A 16,735-nucleotide genomic window follows, 5' to 3' on the forward strand; every position below is an offset into this window, starting at 1 on the left:
TTCTGTGACGCCAAGAGCGCCATCAAACCGTGGGGATGAGAGGCCGTCCACACCAGCACATCGGTCAGCCTTCGGTACGAAGGTGGCGCGGCTGCCACGCAAAGTTTAACAGAGTCGTGGACGGACGCCGGCCCGCCTTGGCGCATGTGCGGCAACGAAGCCGGCTGGCGAGATCGTGCACGAAGGTGGTCGGCGGATGCTTCATCGCCGCGAGGTCGACGTCGCTCGGCGTTTTGCAGCGCGCGCACCGGATCTCCAGCCAGGGGAAGTCGCCATTCACGGCCTGGTCGATGGCGGGCGAGGGATCAATCGGCTCTCCTTGGTCATCAGCATCACGATCGCTCCTCCGCCAAGGGACGAATCCTTGCAGCCCTCGATTCGTTCCGGTTGCTAACACAGAGCAGCGATTCCAAATCGTCGGGGCGGGTGCTTGTCCACGTGTTCCGCCGCTCTGTGCAAGACCAACCACGCAGCAATCTTGTCTTCCTTGTCCACCTCGCGCATGACGACTTTCAGCGCTAGGTCCGGTAAGGGCGCTGCAGCGCCTTTGCCTCATCCCAACGGGCGCGCCGGGACGAAATTTACGCGATTTTGCCGGCTGGGCGGCCTGGCAGTCAACGCGACCGGCCAAGATATAAAGAATGACGGCGTCTGGAAGGCTTATGAATTCACTTGGCAGCCGGACGTAATTCTGTTCTGGGCTCGTTTCGAGGGGCGCTGGCTGCGCGGCACGCCAGTTTCATGATTCCAGGCGGCTGGAACACCCGCCGGCGCTGCACATTCGATAACTGGCCGAAATCCAGTCCGCATGGTTTGCGGTACCTACAAGGTCATTGCAAATGCGTCGAACCGCTGTCGCATTGATTCTCGCCATTCTGTCGAGCGGGGCCTTGGCCGATGATTTTGTCGGACAGGCCAGCGTGATCGACGGCGACACGCTGGACATGCATGGCGTGCGCATCCGGCTTTGGGGCATTGATGCACCGGAAAGCAGCCAGCTGTGCCGCGGCGAAGACAGCTTGCAATATCGTTGCGGTGCGCAGGCCGCAAACGACCTTGACGCCTTCATTGCCCGCCGTCCTGTCAATTGTGTCCCGGTCAGCCTCGACCCGTATGGCCGCACGGTTGCGACCTGCTCGGTCGCTAGTGTGGATCTCGGGGAATGGCTTGTACGCAACGGTCTTGCGTTGGATTGGCCCCAATACTCGAAGGGCAGATATCGCGAAGCTCTGCGCGAGGCTGAGCGCACCGGCCAGGGTCTCTGGAACGGCAGTTACGTGGAGCCGTGGCTCTATCGTGCATGCATCCGCGCACGTGGAAAGCCGTCCGCCTGTTCGGATGATGCAAATGCCCATCCTTGATGCGATCCCGGCAAGGCGCCAATCCACAACGTGCATTGGCCAATCACCGAACTTGGGCCGGTGGCTCTGGCGCGGTTTGGGCGACTCACGCTACCCATCATTCCCAGTCACCTCACTGCACAATGGGAATGAAATGGTTGCTGCCACCCGTGAATTGCCGGCCTCTGGTTACGCGCTTGAAGTGGACGGCCGGCTCAAAGCCGAATTTACAACGAGTGACGGCGCCAGGGCAGGTGGCGAAGAGCTCAAGAAGCGTTTTCCCATGCTTCAGATCAGGATCTATGACGCGCAGACGCATGCGCGCGAGGAAATCTAGGTTCTCCGACTCAAGCTTTGGGGGAGTTCTTCCGCTCGCGCGCGTGCGGCTCCGCCGCATCGGGCTTTCGTGAACCGAGCCGCTTTGCGTCTCGGCGATCCGGCTTTAATCCCTCGCGCAAGGGGATGCGGAGCTCCTCGCCGGGGGCACTCGGAAAAGGGGCTCGCCTGCGGCGATCGCTATCACTGCCCCGTTCCCGGGTGCCGCTATTGAACCGGTCTCGTCACGGCACTCGGACCCGCGTGCCCCTTCGGGTCGCTATGCTCACGCTCTCCGGGTGCCATTGGGAGGCGATGCGCCCCTGGCGCACGCCTGGTCGGGCCTGCGGCCTAGAGACTCAATGCCAAAGGCGGGCCGCGTCGCAGATGTCGCATTCTCTCAGGTAGAGGCGAGAGTCAGAGTGTCGGCCGGGTTTTGCCGTGACGGGTTACAGGCTGCGAGAGAGGCTCGCGGCGCCCGTCGCGGAGATCCGCGATGTCTAGACACCATACTCGGGCGCGCACCGGTGAGGACCGGGCAAACCTTTATGACGAAATCACCAACAAGATCATCACCGAACTGGAGGCTGGCCGAGTGCCATGGGTGCAGCCTTGGGGTACCGCGGCGGCGAAGGCGCCTCTGGCCATGCCGAAAAGCGCAGCGTCCGGCCGTCAATACAGCGGCATAAACATTCTAATTCTCTGGGGTACCGCCACGGAACGTGGATTCAGCGGTCAGAGCTGGCTTACCTTCCGCCAGGCGCTGTCGCTCGGTGGTCACGTCCGCAAGGGCGAGCGCGGCACGACCGTCGTCTATGCCGACCGCTTTGTGCCGGTCGACGAAAAGCGCCGCGCACATGAGACCGGCGAAGAGGCACAAGCTGTTCCATTTTTGAAGCGCTTCACAGTTTTCAATCTCGATCAATGCGACGGGCTGGCTTCGGACATCGTAACCGCTGCGCCACCACCGCCACCCGGCATGATCGAGCCGACGGTCGATGCTCTGATCAAGGCGAGCGGCATCGACTTCCGGATCGGCGGCAACCGCGCCTTCTATGCGCCGACGGAAGATTATGTGCAGGTGCCCCCACCGCAAGCCTATTTCGAACCGATCAATTGGCATCGAACGGCCCTGCACGAATTGGCGCATGCCAGCGGCCATCCATCACGTCTCAACCGCGACTTGTCGGGCAGCTTTGGTACCAGGAAGTACGCCTTCGAGGAGTTGGTTGCGGAAATCTCGTCCGCGTTCGGTTGCGCCTCGCTCGGTATCGTGCCCACGGTGCGGCACGCCGACTATATCGGCTCGTGGCTTGAAGTCTTGCGCGAGGACAATCGTGCAATTGTCCGGGCCGCTTCCCAGGCCAGCAAGGTCGCGGACTATCTCCTTGGATTCTTGCCGGAAGTGGTTGTCGACATCACCACGGAGAGAGCGGATCAGGAAGCGGCGTGAGGTTCTCCTCCGTCACCGCGAGCACGAGAGTGAGAGGGCAGGGGCGTTTCCGCGACGGGTTGGAGGTCGAGAGAGAGGCTCTCGGCTGCCCGTCGTGGAGAATCGATATGACGAAGGCTGTCCAAAAGATCACGCTGTCCCCCTCACGCGACATTCCGTTCAACAAGCTGGTCCTCAGCCAGTCCAACGTCCGGCATGTGAAGGCGGGCATTTCCATCGAGCAGCTCGCTGAAAGCATCGCGCAGCGTACGCTGCTGCAAAGTCTAAATGTGCGGGCGGTTGTGGACACCGAAGGCAATGAAACCGGCATGTTCGAGGTGCCGGCAGGCGGCAGGCGTTATCGGGCGCTGGAGCTTCTCGTCAAGCAGAAGCGCATGGCAAAGACCCAGGCAGTTCCTTGCGTTGTGCGCGAGGGGGCATCGCTGAGGACGATTCGCTTGCGGAGAATGGCGAGCGAATTGGGCTTCATCCGCTCGATCAGTTCCGGGCATTCCAGACCTTGAGTGGCTCCGGATTGTCCGACGAGGATATCGCTGCCCGGCATTTCGTGACACCGGCCGTCGTGAAGCAACGCCTCCGGCTGGCGTCGGTGTCGCCAAAGCTCCACGACGTCTATGCCGAAGACGGCATGACACTCGAGCAGCTCATGGCTTTCTCTGTTACAGCCGACCACGCCAGGCAGGAGCAGGTCTGGGAGAACGTCAGCCGATCCGGCTATGATGAGTCCTATCAGATCCGGCGAATGCTCACGGAAAATACCGTGCGCGCGTCCGATCGCCGCGTTTAGTTCATTGGGCTGGATGCTTACGAGCAGGCTGGTGGCGGCGTTTTGCGGGATCTGTTCGAGCACGATGATGGCGGTTGGCTTCAGGACGTTGCTTTGCTCGACCGTCTCGTGACAGAAAAGCTCAAAGCCGAAGCCGAGACGATTGCAGCCGAAGGCTGGAAGTGGATTTCGGTCGCCGTCGAATTCCCCTACGGCCACACGGAGGGCCTGCGCAAAATCGAGGGCAAACCTGTCGATCTTTCCCTGGAGGATCAGGCCACCGTCGACACCCTCGGCGCGGAGCAAGCCAAGCTTGAAGCCGACTATCAGGATGCCGACGAGTTGCCCGACGACGTCGACCAGCGTCTCGGCGAAATCGAGACGGCACTACTCGCGTTCGAAGACCGGCCGATGGTTTACGATCCGGCCGAGATCGCCCGCGCCGGCGTCTTCGTCAGCATCGATTTCGAAGGGCGCCTCTCGGTGGATCGGGGTTACGTCCGGCCGGAGGACGAGGTGGCCGCGGTCGATCCTGATGTCGGTCAGGGCGCCGATACACAATGGATCGAGGCGAAGGAGGCAGGTAGCTCCGTCCAGCGCACGGTCATCGCGTTTGCTGGCGGCGCTGCTGATACTGAAGACGATGACGAGGACGCGACCAAACCTCTGCCGGATCGCCTGATCACGGAGTTGACAGCGCATCGCACGCTGGCATTGCGGGATGCGCTGGCGGAAAATCCTGCAATTGCGTTCCAGGCGGTGCTGTACAACTTCGTGCTGATGGCTTTTTACCGGTTCGCATCGACCGGAAGCTGCCTTGAGATCAGCCTTCGCACGCCGACCTTTCCGGCTCAAGCGACTGGCTTGAGGGAAAGCGCGTCCGCGAAGGCCGTGGAGGCCCGGCACGATTCCTGGAAAGCACGGTTGCCGAAGGGCGAGAATGATCTCTGGGATGCGCTCACAGCCCTCGACGGCGCCGCACAGGCATCCCTGTTCGCTCACTGCGCGTCATTTGCGGTCAACGCCGTCCATGAGCCGGCCAACTGCTACAATCAGGGCCGCGTATCCGCCCCCGGCGTCCGCACCCGGCTCGCCCGGGCTGACGTGCTGGCACGAGCGGCCGGCCCGGCCTCGACATGGTTCAAGCGAGCTGGAAGCCCTCCGTCGACAATTATCTCGGCCGGGTCACCAAGCCGCGCATTCTGGAGGCGGTGCGGGAAGCAAGAGGCGAATCGTCCGCGCAACTGATCGACCACCTGAAAAAGGCGGACATGGCCAAGGAGGCCGAGCGTCTTCTCGATGGTTCGGGCTGGTTGCCGGAGCCACTGCGTCTTGTCGATCCCAATGCGGCGTCAGGGGAGCAGGAGAGTGAAGCGGGCCCGCTGCCCTAATTCCTCGCCGAGGACGAGGATCGGGACAACGCGAGCGACGATGATCCGCAACAGCTCGACGCGGCTGAGTGACATCGCAGAAGGGACGGCTCCGGCCGTCCGGCAATTGCTTGGGGACCGGTGTGCCGCGCCGGTCCCCATTTTTATGGGCGAGAGCTGAGAGGGAGAGCCGGGCCGGGAAAGGTTTGAGCCGTCGGGTCTTAAGGAGAGCACCTGATGGTTCGACCCGTTTCCTGCTCTCCGAAAGAACCCTGCCATGACCGAATCTCTCGCCGGCGGCGCGGCCGCCGCGCCGCTCTCGATGCGCGCCGCTGCATCTCTCACCTCCGCCGCCGTCAGGGCCGCCCGACAGCTCTCGACCGATCTCGAGCGCGGCCGGCGCATCGATGCCGCTGTCCTGCGCGGCGCCATGGAAGCTGCCGTCCGCGCTTCCGACGCCACTGGCGTCTGGAACTGGAAGACCGCCTACGATGTCTGCGAGGCGGCAACCGTTCTGTTCCTTCGCAAGTTCGGTCCGGCCATCCGGACCAAGGCTGACTCGACGGCCGCGATGCCGCCGATGCTCGCGAAGATCGCCAGTCTTCTTCCCACCCACACACGCCGCTCGGAGGACAGCCAGGCCCTTCAACAGTTCTCGCCGCCGATCCCGCTTGGGCTCGCCGCATGCACCGCGGCCGGCATCACGCCGTCCGATCGGGTTTTGGAGCCCTCTGCGGGGACCGGCTTGCTCGCCATCTTTGCCGAGCTCGCTGGAGGCACCTTGGTACTGAACGAACTGGCCGAGACCCGCGCGGCGTTGCTCGACCAACTATTTGCCAAGGTTACGGTCACGCGGTTCGACGCCGCCCAGATCAATGATCACCTCGATGCGAGTGTCGTACCGAGCGTCGTCTTGATGAACCCGCCGTTCTCCGCGTTGGCGAACGTCGATCGACGGATGGCGGACGCGGCTTTCCGGCACATCGCCTCAGCCTTGGCGCGCCTTTGCGATGGCGGGCGTCTGGTCGCCATTACCGGCGCGAGCTTTGCGCCGGACAATCCGGCGTGGCGAGACGCCTTCGTTCGTCTCCAGGAGAGCGGGCGGGTGGTATTTTCTGTCGCCATCGACGGCGCGGTCTATGCGAAACACGGAACGCAGACCGACACAAGGCTGCTTGTGATCGACAAGTTGCCCGCCGCAGATCCGAAAGTCCTTCCGGCTTCACTTCGCGATGTCGCCACCTTGCTTGACTGGGTGACCCAGTATGTGCCGCCGAGGCTGCCCATCGCGACGCCGATAGCGGTCGACGTCATCAGGCGCCCTGCAGTATCACGAGTGGTCGGCGCATTTGCGCCACGCCCATCGTCCGCTTCGAGCCGCGTAGCGCCCGAAGGCGTAGAACTGATCAACGAGACGGTCGAATGGTCGCCGCCCGAAGGCGCCCGACTGACCGACGCGCTTTATGAGGATTATGGACTGCAGGCGATCCGCATTCCGGACTCGCGTGCGCATCCGACGAAACTCGTGCAGTCTGCCGCGATGGCCTCGGTCGCGCCGCCGAAGCCGTCGCACCGGCTACATCTGCCGGCCAATGTCGTGGCGGATGGCATCCTGTCCGACGCCCAACTTGAAAGTGTCATCTATGCAGGCGAGGCGCATTCCGAATTTCTTGCGGGCTCCTGGACGGTCGATGCGACCTTTGACGTGGTGGCGGCCGCGCGCGACGACGCAGAGAATGCCGTGCGTTTTCGCCGCGGCTGGTTTTTGGGCGACGGCACCGGCGCGGGCAAGGGGCGGCAGGTCGCCGGCATCCTGCTCGATAACTGGTTCAAGGGGCGGCGCCGTGCCGTCTGGATCAGCAAATCCGACAAGTTGACCGAAGACGCGCAGCGCGATTGGTCCGCGCTCGGCATGGAGCGGTTGCTGGTGACGCCGTTGTCACGTTTCCGGCAGGGCACACCGATCCGGCTCGCGGAAGGCGTCCTATTCACCACCTACGCTACGCTGCGCACCGACGAGCGCGGCGAGAAGCTTTCGCGCGTGCGGCAGATCGTCGAATGGTTGGGCTCCGACTTCGACGGAATGATCGTCTTCGACGAGAGCCACGCGATGCAGAACGCGGCAGGCCAGAAGGGCGAGCGCGGCGACCAGGCGGCCTCCCAGCAGGGGCGCGCGGGGCTGAGGCTCCAGCACGCCTTGCCGAATGCCCGCGTCGTCTATGTCTCCGCAACCGGCGCGACCACCGTGCACAACCTCGCCTACGCCAAGCGGTTGGGCTTGTGGGGCGGCGACGACTTCCCGTTTGCGACCCGCGCCGAGTTCGTCGAGGCGATCGAGGAGGGTGGCGTGGCGGCGATGGAGGTGCTGGCGCGCGACCTCAAGGCGCTCGGCCTCTATGCCGCCCGCTCGCTCTCTTACGAGGGCGTCGCGTACGAGCTCGTCGAGCACCAGCTCACGCCCGAGCAGATTCGGATCTACGACGCGTACGCCGGCGCGTTCAGCGTCATCCATAACAACCTCGACGCGGCAATGCGGGCCGTCAACATCACGGGCGAGACCGGTACGCTGAACGGCCAGGCCAAATCGGCCGCGCGATCGGCTTTCGAGAGCGCCAAACAGCGCTTCTTTGGTCACCTCCTGACCTCAATGAAGACGCCGTCGCTGATCCGCTCGATCGAGTGCGATCTCGACGCCGGCCATGCCGCCGTCATCCAGATCGTTTCGACCGGCGAGGCGCTGATGGAGCGCCGGCTCGCCGAGATCCCGACCGAGGAGTGGGGCGACGTCCAGGTCGACATCACCCCGCGCGAGTATGTCCTCGACTATCTCGCCCATTCCTTTCCGGTCCAGCTCTACGAGCCCTTCACGGACTCGGAGGGCAACCTCTGCTCGCGGCCTGTTTATCGCGATGGGCAGCCGGTCGAGAGCCGCGAGGCGGTAGCCCGCCGCGACCGCCTCATCGAGAAGCTTGCCTCGCTGCCGCCGGTGCCAGGCGCGCTGGACCAGGTGGTCGAGCGTTTCGGCACTGATCTGGTAGCGGAGGTGACCGGCCGCTCGCGCCGCATCATTCGCAGGGGCGACCGGCTGGTCGTCGAAAACCGGGCCGGTTCGGCCAACCTCACCGAGACCTCGGCCTTCATGGATGACATCAAGCGGATCCTCGTGTTCTCCGACGCGGGCGGCACGGGGAGGAGCTACCATGCCGAGCTGTCGGCGCGGAATCGCCGCCTGCGCGTCCACTATTTGCTCGAGCCCGGCTGGAAAGCGGACGCCGCGATCCAGGGGCTCGGCCGCGCCAACCGGACCAACGAGGGGCAGCCGCCGCTGTTTCGTCCTATCGCTACCGACGTGAAGGCCGAAAAGCGATTTCTGAGCACCATTGCCCGTCGGCTCGACACGTTGGGCGCGATCACGCGCGGCCAGCGCCAGACCGGAGGGCAGGGCCTGTTCCGGCCCGAGAACAATCTCGAAAGTCAGTACGGGCGTGATGCGTTGCGCCAACTCCACACGCTGCTCGCGCGCGGCAAGGTCGAGGGCTGCTTGCTCGAGAGGTTCGAGGATGCGACCGGCCTGAAGCTCACGGATCCCAATGGGCTCAGGGATGACTTGCCGCCGATCACGACTTTCCTGAACAGGTTGCTGGCGCTCACGATCGATCTTCAGAATATCCTGTTCACCGTCTTCGAGCAGCTGTTGACCGATCGGATCGACGGCGCGGTCGCGTCGGGCAGCTATGACGTCGGGCTGGAAACGCTCCGAGCTGAGAGCTTTGTCGTCACCGATCGGCGGACGATCTACGTCCATCCGAGCACAAGCGCCGAGACCCGGCTGCTCACGATCACCCAGCGCCAGCGCAATCATCCTGTGAGCCTGGATGACGCTCTCGGTCGTCTTTCCGATCTTCGTGCTGTCTTGATGATCAATGAGCGCTCGGGGCGAGCCGCGGTGCATGTCCCAGCCCCAAGCTTTATGCTCGACGACGGCGAGATCGAGCGGCGCGTCCGCCTGATCCGGCCGATGGAGCAGCACAGCATCCCCCTCGACATGATGGCGGAAAGCCATTGGGTCGGGGCGGACCGTGAACGCTTCGCCGCGGCTTGGCTCGCGGAGCTTGCCGAGGTGCCCGAGTTCACGGACAGCACGATCCACGTCGTGGCCGGCTTGCTGCTGCCGATTTGGACGCGGCTGCCGAACGAGTCGACCCGGGTCTATCGGCTGCAGACCGATGCGGGTGAGCGGATCATCGGCCGCAAGGTCTCGGCGACCTGGGTCGCGAATGCCCTTGCGGCGGACGCGCCGGCGTTGACGCCGGACGCTGCCTTCGCCGCGCTGATGGAGGGACGGACCGTCCTCGAGCTTGCGGAGGGACTCCAACTTCGCCGTGTCCGAGTGATGGGCGCACACCGCATCGAACTCTCGGGCTTCAACGACACCATGCGCGATCGCTTGCGGGCTTACGGCCTCTTTGGAGAGATCATCTCCTGGAAGCTGCGCATGTTCGTGCCGACGGACGCGAGCGGCGTCGAGATCCTGTCGAAGGTGCTCGATACCTATCCGGTTGCGCGCATCGGTGAGCGGGAGGCCGCCTGATGCCCCGCGATGCTTCCGAACTGGCAGGCCGCCGCGCGCGCGAGGCGGAGGCGGTGTGCCGACACTATCTCTCCAATGGCAAGCGGGCGGGCCGGTACTGGCTGGTCGGCGACGTCCACAACACCCCGGGCCGCTCGCTATTCGTGCGGCTCCAGGAATCGCCGAAGGGGCCGGCGGGCAAGTGGACCGATGCGGCAACGGGGGAACATGGCGACCTCCTCGACATCATCCGCGAAAGCCTGGCTTTGCGAGACTTCCACGAGGTCGCCGAGGAGGCGAGGCGATTTCTGAGGCTGCCTCGTACTGAACCGGAACTCGTCCCGAAACCCTTTCGTCCATTAGCACCGGCTGGATCGCAAGAGACGGCAAGACGGCTTTTTGTCATATCGCAACCGATCGAGGGGACCGTGGTCGACGCATATTTGCAGCGTCGCGGAATAGGGCGCATCCACCATGGTGGCAGCCTGCGCTTCCATCCACGCTGCTACTATCGACCGGACGATCATCTGCCGACCGAGACCTGGCCGGCGATGATCGCCTGCGTCACGGATCTCGAAGGACAGATCACCGGCGTACATCGCACCTGGCTCGATCCGGACAGCTTCGATCGTGTTCGGCTCGGCAAGGCTCCGATCGATACTCCACGACGCGCCATGGGCGACCTTCTCGGCAATGCCGTTCGGTTCGGTGTGGTGGACGACGTGCTCGCTGCCGGCGAGGGTATCGAAACCATGCTGTCGTTGCGCTACGTGCTGCCGAGCATGCCGATGGCGGCTGCGCTTTCGGCCAATCACCTCTCAGCCATGATGCTCCCGTCTAGCCTGCGCCGGCTCTATGTTGCGCGAGATGCCGATGCCGCCGGTGATGCGGTGCTGGCAATTCTCAGCCAGCGCGCAGCAGACGCCGGCATTGAAGCGGTCGTACTGTCGCCCCAGCTGGGCGACTTCAACGAAGATCTGCATGTCTTCGGCCTCGACGCCCTCCGAGCAGCATTGCGGCTTCAGCTCGTGCCAGAGGATGTCGTTCGCTTTCTGCATTCGTCGACGGTGGCCGCGGAATAGCTCTTGGTCTCCGATCGACGGTGTATCGGCCGGTCGTAGGCGAGGCCAATACCGGAAGAGAACGCGACCTCGGCCTTCTAGAGGGCGATCGGACGGCAAGCGGCCCGGGCCGGCAATGGCTGCGTCCGGCTATTTTCCGCCGCGCGCCAGCGACGGAAAGACACATTGTGCATGTGGCCAGCGCGCTTTGCATCGCGAAGCAAAATAGCCGGCCTCCGCCATCCTCCGCTACCGCTTCGGCCCTGTCGGGTTCTGGCCCGTTCCGCCTGCCGTCAGAGGATCGCCACGAAGGCCGCGATGGTCGCGGCCGATCCGGCAAAGGACCCTTCCATGACCGACCATGACGACATCGAACCGCCGCATGCCTCTTCCCCGACCGACCACGTCCTCACCGAATTGCAGCTCTTCGGCTACCGCCCCTTCGACGACCAGCCCGATCCAAGGCCCCTTCCGGAGGACAAAATGATCGCCGGCGCCGTGGCCGATATCTTCGATGCCCTGGTTGCGACCTTGAACGACACGCGGCTCGAGCCGGACCTCGACGATCTGCTCTGGTCGACCGTGAACCTGTTCCACCGTGCCGTCGATCGCATCGAACGCCACCTCGACGACAACGAGCAGGCGCAGCACCAAAGCCAGCGCGAACAGAACGGCTCCGAAGTACGTTCGGTCGAACTCGAGCGCCTGACGACCGAAGGCATCACGCTGATCGAGCGCCGCAATTGCCTGGAACTGTTCCGGGATCAGGCCATCGCGCGATTTGAGGTCAACACCGGCTCAGCTTGGCGTCCTCGGTCGGGATCATTGGTCAATCACCGAACGCTCACCGCGGCAATGATCGACTCCCGCGACTTCATCGCCGCCAAGCGTCGTTCCGAGACTGAGGTCATGTTGCCACCAGGGCCGAAAATCGCACTCACCGGTGGGCTCGACTTCAACGACCACCACCTCGTCTGGGATCGGCTCGACAAGGTACATGCCAAGCATCCCGACATGGTCCTCCTGCATGGCGGCTCCCCGAAAGGCGCCGAACTGATCGCCTCGAAATGGGCGACCAATCGCAAGGTGCCACAGATCGCCTTCAAACCCGATTGGACGAAACACGCCAAGGCGGCGCCGTTCAAGCGCAACGATGCCATGCTCGAACTCCTGCCGATCGGCGTCATGCATTTCCCGGGCACGGGAATCCAGGACAATCTCGCCGACAAGGCGAAGCGGCTCGGCATTCCCGTCTGGAGGTTCGGCGGCGCGTGAGCGCCGTCGCCTCCAAGACGCCAAGGTGGAGTTGCACGCCGCAACTCCGCCTCGTTTCGTTTTTACATCCAAAACTGCGCCTTGGTGGTGGTGGAAGGCGCGATCGATAAATCCATGCACATGGAGCCACCACCATGCTCGCGCTTGGACTTGTTCTCAACACACTCGGCATTGGCTTGTTCTGCTGGGCCATCTTTGCGCTCGCTGTGTATGCCCTGCCATTTTTCGTCGCACTCAGTGTCGGGATGTTGGCATTTCGTCATGGCGCGGGCGTCTTCGGCGCACTGCTTATAGGAATTGCTTCTGGCACGCTGACGCTTGCCGCTGGTCAGGTCGCCGTCGCCGTTAGCCGGTCCTTGACCTTGCGCGTCGCCATCGCAACCGTATTCACGGTCCCTGCAGCGATCGCCGGCTATCAGGTGATTTTTGCCCTGTCGCAGATCGGGGTGCCTTCATTGGCTTGGCGCGAGGCGTTCGCATGCCTAGGAGCGGTTTGCATCGGCGGCACGGCATGGACACGCTTGGTCGTTTTTGCGGGGACCCTCCCGTCGGAGTCGGCCGGGGTGGTGGAGAATGCGCCTGAACCAGTTCTCACAGCCGCCGCGCACGAGCGGTGAGGCTTCGTCGCCATCATCGGCCGAGCAAGACGGCACAGGGCGTCACGGCGAACGAGGGATCATCGAGCTTGAGCGAGAGGTAACCGCGTTCCCTCCTCGGGGCGCTTAAGCAAGCCGTACCGGTCTCTGTCTGGCCCACATAGCTGCGGTGAAGCGACGCGCTCCGTTCGATCATTCCTTCCGGGACGATACCGCCCTTTGCGGCAGATTGTTTCTCTTTCTGCGCCGAACCGTACCAACCCCTTGTTCAGCGCAACCGAGATTCGCCAGTCTTCTTCCTAAGATTGCGGTTCAGCACGCGGACCACGTGGCCTCTTTGATGGCTTGATCTGGCCGAAGACCGGCTGCGCCTCGATCGTCTGAGCCGCAACGCCGTTGACGCGACTTTCTTCCCCTGGGCTTCGCCCATTCCGCGCGAGACAAGAAAGTCGCCACAACGACGTCCTCCGCTGCGCTGCGGCCCGCGAGCGGGTGCGTCGCCGATCGTCTTCGGCCTCTAGATCGCCATCGAGGCCGCGGTGGTCGCGGGCTCGAAACACAACAGGAGAAGAGACATGGCCAACATCGGTTCTTTCAAGAAGGTCGGCAACGATTTCCAGGGCGAGATCATCACCCTGAGCTTGCAGGCCAAGGGCGTCCGCATCGTCGCCGAGACCAACCGCTCCAACGACAACGCTCCCAGCCACCGCATCTATGTAGGCCGGGCGGAGATCGGGGCAGCCTGGTCGAAGCGCTCCGAAGAGGGACGCGACTACCTCTCGCTCAAGCTCGACGACCCCTCGTTCAACGCGCCGATCTATGCAAACCTGTTCGATGAGGAAGGCGGCGAAGGCTACACCTTGCTCTGGTCGCGGCCGCGCAAGAACGGAGAGTGAGGCTCATTACCGCCAAGCCCCTCCCGACGACCTCGGGCGGGGCTCCCTCTTGGAGAAAAGCCGACCGAGCAAAGCTGCAGCTGGACCGGCTTGGTCGCGTCGATTTTCAAGTTTAAGACACGCACTTACGTGGCGCTTGTCCGCATGGCTTGAACTCGCCCAAATGCTATTGCTTCTTGGAACGCAGACGCGCTGACTTGCGACCCTTAGGCAATGTCTTGGGTGTGGCCGCTCCCCTGGGTGGCTGAACAAAGAATTCAGATAAATGAACGCCTAGCGTCTCGGCGAGCCGGTCGAGAAGATCAATTGTCGGATTCTCGGATTGCCGCTCAAGGCCGCTCATATATGAGCGGTCGATCCCGGCATCGTAGGCCAGTTGCTCTTGCGGAATACCGCGATCCACGCGGATCCGGCGCACATTCCAGGCAACGAGCGCACGAGCTTTCATGCGCTCAAACAGCCATTAGGCAGACCATCAAACCACTGGCTATAACCGAACTATTTTGGTAAGTTTCGCTTACAATGCAGATTAGCGAAGTGCGCGCATAAGCCTACATGACGAAGCCACCGTTAGATCCCGATGTCGCGGATGTTGCGCCGCATGAGCCGGTGCTGACGACCTATGACGAGCAGCATCTCGTGACGTACTGGCGACTTCTTGATGCCGAAGCCGATGGCGCGGATTGGAAAGAAGTGACCCGGATCGTGTTGCACATCGATCCCGATCGTGAACCGGATCGCGCTCGCAATGCGTTTGATAGTCATCTGGCCCGCGCAAAATGGATGGCAGACCACGGCTACCGTGACTTGCTTCGCGGCGGCGCTCCTAAATAGCAAAATCTGTCATGAAGAATTCGCACTTGAGAACAGATTTCCCCGCTGACGCGTGATCGCCTGCAGGCATCACGCAATGCATAATTGGTGACTTCCCCGACAATCCCAAGCTTCATAGACATTGCGCCGCAATCGAGTTACGGCAGGAGATAACAGCAATGTCTGAGTTCGACTGGCGCTCACCGGAGGCGTATCAGCACGCTATCAAGTCGGGCGAGATGGCGGATTTCGCCTGGGAGTCACTGCGGCGCAGCCCGAACTATCGAGCTTCCTATCGTGAAAATCGATCCCAAATGACCTCCGAGTTCCGAAGGAGATGGGGCGTCTGCTTTCGCCCATGACCCGCAGGGGTCCTTTCACCAACAGACTATCTTCTGGGCACCTGAGGCGTTGCCGACGGTGGTGCCGGTCGTTCGCAGCGCGTCCGGCTCAAAAACGGTCGGCGCGGGGCTACAGCTTGCCGACCTTTCATCGGGCGCCATCAGACAGGCATCTGACGGCTGGCATGCCGTATTGCGCATTCAAGGGGCACAACATCATCTCTGGCTGAAAGAGGCGCCGCAGTTTGGTGTCTCTTATGCGGCCGAACTGCCGCTCGATGCGGACTTTGAGATCCGCGCCCACGCCTCACATCGGCTGTGGCGCACAATCAACGGCCGCCCGCCGGGACCTCCCTTTCATCAGATTTCGGCGCAGCGGCGCGAACGACTCGTCTTGGTGCTGCGTGCGCTCGATGGACACATGGAGGGTGCTTCCTATCGCGTCATCGCCGAGGTGCTGTTCGGCCGAAAACGCATCCCCGAGCGCGCCTGGAAAACCCACGAAATGCGCAGCCGGACCATCCGCCTGGTGCAGGCTGGTTTGGCTCTGATGCGCGGCGGCTATCGCGCATTGCTACGTCCTTCACCTCGCAAGGAGTAGAGCAGGGGTGCCGAAAATCATCGTTCGATCTTCGGCATCCCCCTTGGCACGCTGACTGCGCCATCGTGACCGTCGACGCGCGGGCCGAGCCGGCCGCGCTCCAGACGACCACGGAGCCTCGCAAATGCCCGATCCGAACGCCGGCCTGCCGCCGCGATACCTGCGCACGCCCGAGGCGGCGCGCTTTCTCGGACTCTCCGGCCGAACCCTGGAAAAGCACCGCACCTATGGGACAGGCCCGACCTACCGCAAGCTCGGCGGTCGCGTTGTGTATGCGATCGAGGACCTGAAGGCGTGGGTTGACCGTGGCGCCAAAACGTCCACCAGCGATCCCGGCACAGGCACGGTCCTGCCCGCGAAACGGCACACACCGATTCCGTATGCCGGCAAGGAGCGGCGCTGACCCATGCCGGACAGCAACTCCACTGCAAGCAGCAGGCGGCGATCAGAGCGCGACCAACTCGATCTGTTTCGCGCCCTCCCGGGCGATCTGGCGCCACGGGACGCACAAGACTTGATGGCGTATCCGTTCTTTTCGCTGGCAAAGTCGAGGCGTATTGTTCCCATCGATTTCCGCGCTGGGACCATCACCATTCGTGTCGAAGCCGTGCCGGAACATGGCATCGCGACGATCTGGGACGCGGACGTTCTGATCTGGGCTGCCTCGCAGATTGTCGAAGCCCGTGATGCCGGCCTGAAAACGTCCCGCCTGATGGCAGCGACCCCTTACGAGATCCTGACCTTCGTCGGCCGCGGCACCAGCGTGCGCGACTACGACCGCCTGAAGGCTGCGCTCGACCGGCTGCAATCGACCACTGTGATGACATCGATCCGGCAGCCGAGCGAACGGCGGCGGCATCGCTTCTCCTGGATCAACGAATGGAAAGAAACTGCCGATCCGCACGGGCATGCCCGTGGAATCGAGCTGATCCTGCCCGATTGGTTCTACACGGGCGTTCTCGATGAAGCGCTCGTGCTGACGATTGACCGCGCCTATTTCGATCTGACCGGTGGATTGGAGCGCTGGCTCTATCGCCTCGTCCGCAAGCACGGCGGCCGTCAGAATGGTGGTTGGAGCTTCGGCGTCGTACATCTCCACGCCAAATCCGGCAGCTTATCGCCAATCAAGCACTTTGCTTACGACCTGCGCCAGATCGTCCGTCGGCAGACGCTGCCGGGTTACAAACTTATCATCACGCAGGACCCAAACGGCGCCGAGCGACTGAATTTCGCACCAGTCCCCATCGGCCCGTCGAGCAAGCGACTGCGCAAGCGCGGCGTCGTCCTTCCTGCTGGGGACAAGCTGTGAATTCACTCGTGCTATCAGGGACCAGAACC

The 16,735-nt window shown here is 63.0% G+C and carries 14 protein-coding genes and 2 pseudogenes; 14 read left to right on the forward strand and 2 right to left on the reverse strand.

What is annotated here, in order from left to right:
• Window positions 1–64: 64 nt before the first annotated feature.
• Window positions 65–319 (reverse strand): annotated as a pseudogene (locus tag AC0L3C_RS27190) (hypothetical protein); the annotation flags it as partial.
• Between the two features lie 520 nt (window positions 320–839).
• Between AC0L3C_RS27190 and AC0L3C_RS27195 the strand changes: the two are divergent.
• The 9 genes and pseudogenes from AC0L3C_RS27195 to AC0L3C_RS27235 all read left to right on the forward strand — a co-directional run bounded on the left by AC0L3C_RS27195 (window position 840) and on the right by AC0L3C_RS27235 (window position 13,642).
• Complete coding sequence (locus AC0L3C_RS27195) at window positions 840–1,361, forward strand: thermonuclease family protein (RefSeq protein ID WP_317245288.1); 522 nt, start codon at window positions 840–842, stop codon at window positions 1,359–1,361.
• A 133-nt stretch (window positions 1,362–1,494) separates the two neighbouring features.
• Entirely contained in the window at window positions 1,495–1,677 is a 183-nt protein-coding gene (locus AC0L3C_RS27200; protein ID WP_473409457.1) for a hypothetical protein, read from the forward strand.
• 474 nt (window positions 1,678–2,151) lie between these two features.
• Complete coding sequence (locus AC0L3C_RS27205) at window positions 2,152–3,108, forward strand: ArdC family protein (RefSeq protein WP_473409458.1); 957 nt, start codon at window positions 2,152–2,154, stop codon at window positions 3,106–3,108.
• Window positions 3,109–3,215: 107 nt separating this feature from the next.
• Window positions 3,216–5,337: pseudogene (locus AC0L3C_RS27210) on the forward strand (ParB/RepB/Spo0J family partition protein).
• 184 nt (window positions 5,338–5,521) lie between these two features.
• A complete protein-coding gene (locus tag AC0L3C_RS27215) occupies window positions 5,522–9,835 on the forward strand; it encodes a strawberry notch-like NTP hydrolase domain-containing protein (RefSeq protein ID WP_473409460.1) in 4,314 nt (1,437 codons plus the stop codon).
• Entirely contained in the window at window positions 9,835–10,896 is a 1,062-nt protein-coding gene (locus AC0L3C_RS27220; RefSeq protein WP_473409461.1) for a DUF7146 domain-containing protein, read from the forward strand. Before AC0L3C_RS27215 ends, AC0L3C_RS27220 begins: the two co-directional genes overlap by 1 nt.
• Before the next feature lie 330 nt (window positions 10,897–11,226).
• Window positions 11,227–12,150, forward strand: coding sequence for a DUF2493 domain-containing protein (locus AC0L3C_RS27225; RefSeq protein WP_473294326.1), 924 nt, complete (start codon window positions 11,227–11,229; stop codon window positions 12,148–12,150).
• A gap of 134 nt (window positions 12,151–12,284) precedes the next feature.
• Window positions 12,285–12,767, forward strand: a complete 483-nt coding sequence (locus AC0L3C_RS27230; protein ID WP_456766170.1) for a hypothetical protein — start codon at window positions 12,285–12,287, stop codon at window positions 12,765–12,767.
• Between the two features lie 554 nt (window positions 12,768–13,321).
• The gene (locus tag AC0L3C_RS27235; RefSeq protein ID WP_007605948.1) at window positions 13,322–13,642 is read left to right on the forward strand and encodes a DUF736 domain-containing protein; all 321 of its coding nucleotides are present in this window, start codon (window positions 13,322–13,324) and stop codon (window positions 13,640–13,642) included.
• A 166-nt stretch (window positions 13,643–13,808) separates the two neighbouring features.
• Here AC0L3C_RS27235 and AC0L3C_RS27240 read toward each other — a convergent pair whose 3' ends face one another.
• Window positions 13,809–14,090, reverse strand: coding sequence for a helix-turn-helix domain-containing protein (locus AC0L3C_RS27240; protein ID WP_317245282.1), 282 nt, complete (start codon window positions 14,088–14,090; stop codon window positions 13,809–13,811).
• A gap of 107 nt (window positions 14,091–14,197) precedes the next feature.
• Between AC0L3C_RS27240 and AC0L3C_RS27245 the strand changes: the two genes are divergently transcribed.
• From AC0L3C_RS27245 to AC0L3C_RS27265, 5 genes are all read left to right on the forward strand, one after another.
• Window positions 14,198–14,476, forward strand: a complete 279-nt coding sequence (locus AC0L3C_RS27245; RefSeq protein WP_148778166.1) for a DNA -binding domain-containing protein — start codon at window positions 14,198–14,200, stop codon at window positions 14,474–14,476.
• A gap of 158 nt (window positions 14,477–14,634) precedes the next feature.
• On the forward strand, window positions 14,635–14,817 hold the full coding sequence (locus AC0L3C_RS27250; RefSeq protein WP_317245281.1) for a transcriptional regulator domain-containing protein: 183 nt from the start codon (window positions 14,635–14,637) through the stop codon (window positions 14,815–14,817).
• A 58-nt stretch (window positions 14,818–14,875) separates the two neighbouring features.
• Window positions 14,876–15,397, forward strand: coding sequence for a DUF2285 domain-containing protein (locus AC0L3C_RS27255; protein WP_473409474.1), 522 nt, complete (start codon window positions 14,876–14,878; stop codon window positions 15,395–15,397).
• Window positions 15,398–15,521: 124 nt separating this feature from the next.
• Window positions 15,522–15,800 carry a helix-turn-helix transcriptional regulator gene (locus AC0L3C_RS27260; RefSeq protein WP_007605953.1) on the forward strand — a complete coding sequence of 93 codons (279 nt, stop codon included), beginning with the start codon at window positions 15,522–15,524 and terminating at the stop codon, window positions 15,798–15,800.
• 3 nt (window positions 15,801–15,803) lie between these two features.
• Complete coding sequence (locus tag AC0L3C_RS27265) at window positions 15,804–16,706, forward strand: replication initiator protein A (protein ID WP_473409462.1); 903 nt, start codon at window positions 15,804–15,806, stop codon at window positions 16,704–16,706.
• Window positions 16,707–16,735: the final 29 nt, after the last annotated feature.

The sequence above is a fragment of the Bradyrhizobium sp. WSM4872 genome (genome assembly GCF_055811715.1).

What these genes read in the sequence shown, in the direction of transcription:
- AC0L3C_RS27195 (WP_317245288.1), top strand. Translation starts at nt 840, where the DNA reads ATGCGTCGAACCGCTGTCGCATTGATTCTCGCCATTCTGTCGAGCGGG.
- AC0L3C_RS27200 (WP_473409457.1), top strand. Translation starts at nt 1,495, where the DNA reads ATGGTTGCTGCCACCCGTGAATTGCCGGCCTCTGGTTACGCGCTTGAA.
- AC0L3C_RS27205 (WP_473409458.1), top strand. Translation starts at nt 2,152, where the DNA reads ATGTCTAGACACCATACTCGGGCGCGCACCGGTGAGGACCGGGCAAAC.
- AC0L3C_RS27215 (WP_473409460.1), top strand. Translation starts at nt 5,522, where the DNA reads ATGACCGAATCTCTCGCCGGCGGCGCGGCCGCCGCGCCGCTCTCGATG.
- AC0L3C_RS27220 (WP_473409461.1), top strand. Translation starts at nt 9,835, where the DNA reads ATGCCCCGCGATGCTTCCGAACTGGCAGGCCGCCGCGCGCGCGAGGCG.
- AC0L3C_RS27225 (WP_473294326.1), top strand. Translation starts at nt 11,227, where the DNA reads ATGACCGACCATGACGACATCGAACCGCCGCATGCCTCTTCCCCGACC.
- AC0L3C_RS27230 (WP_456766170.1), top strand. Translation starts at nt 12,285, where the DNA reads ATGCTCGCGCTTGGACTTGTTCTCAACACACTCGGCATTGGCTTGTTC.
- AC0L3C_RS27235 (WP_007605948.1), top strand. Translation starts at nt 13,322, where the DNA reads ATGGCCAACATCGGTTCTTTCAAGAAGGTCGGCAACGATTTCCAGGGC.
- AC0L3C_RS27240 (WP_317245282.1), bottom strand. Translation starts at nt 14,090, where the DNA reads ATGAAAGCTCGTGCGCTCGTTGCCTGGAATGTGCGCCGGATCCGCGTG.
- AC0L3C_RS27245 (WP_148778166.1), top strand. Translation starts at nt 14,198, where the DNA reads ATGACGAAGCCACCGTTAGATCCCGATGTCGCGGATGTTGCGCCGCAT.
- AC0L3C_RS27250 (WP_317245281.1), top strand. Translation starts at nt 14,635, where the DNA reads ATGTCTGAGTTCGACTGGCGCTCACCGGAGGCGTATCAGCACGCTATC.
- AC0L3C_RS27260 (WP_007605953.1), top strand. Translation starts at nt 15,522, where the DNA reads ATGCCCGATCCGAACGCCGGCCTGCCGCCGCGATACCTGCGCACGCCC.
- AC0L3C_RS27265 (WP_473409462.1), top strand. Translation starts at nt 15,804, where the DNA reads ATGCCGGACAGCAACTCCACTGCAAGCAGCAGGCGGCGATCAGAGCGC.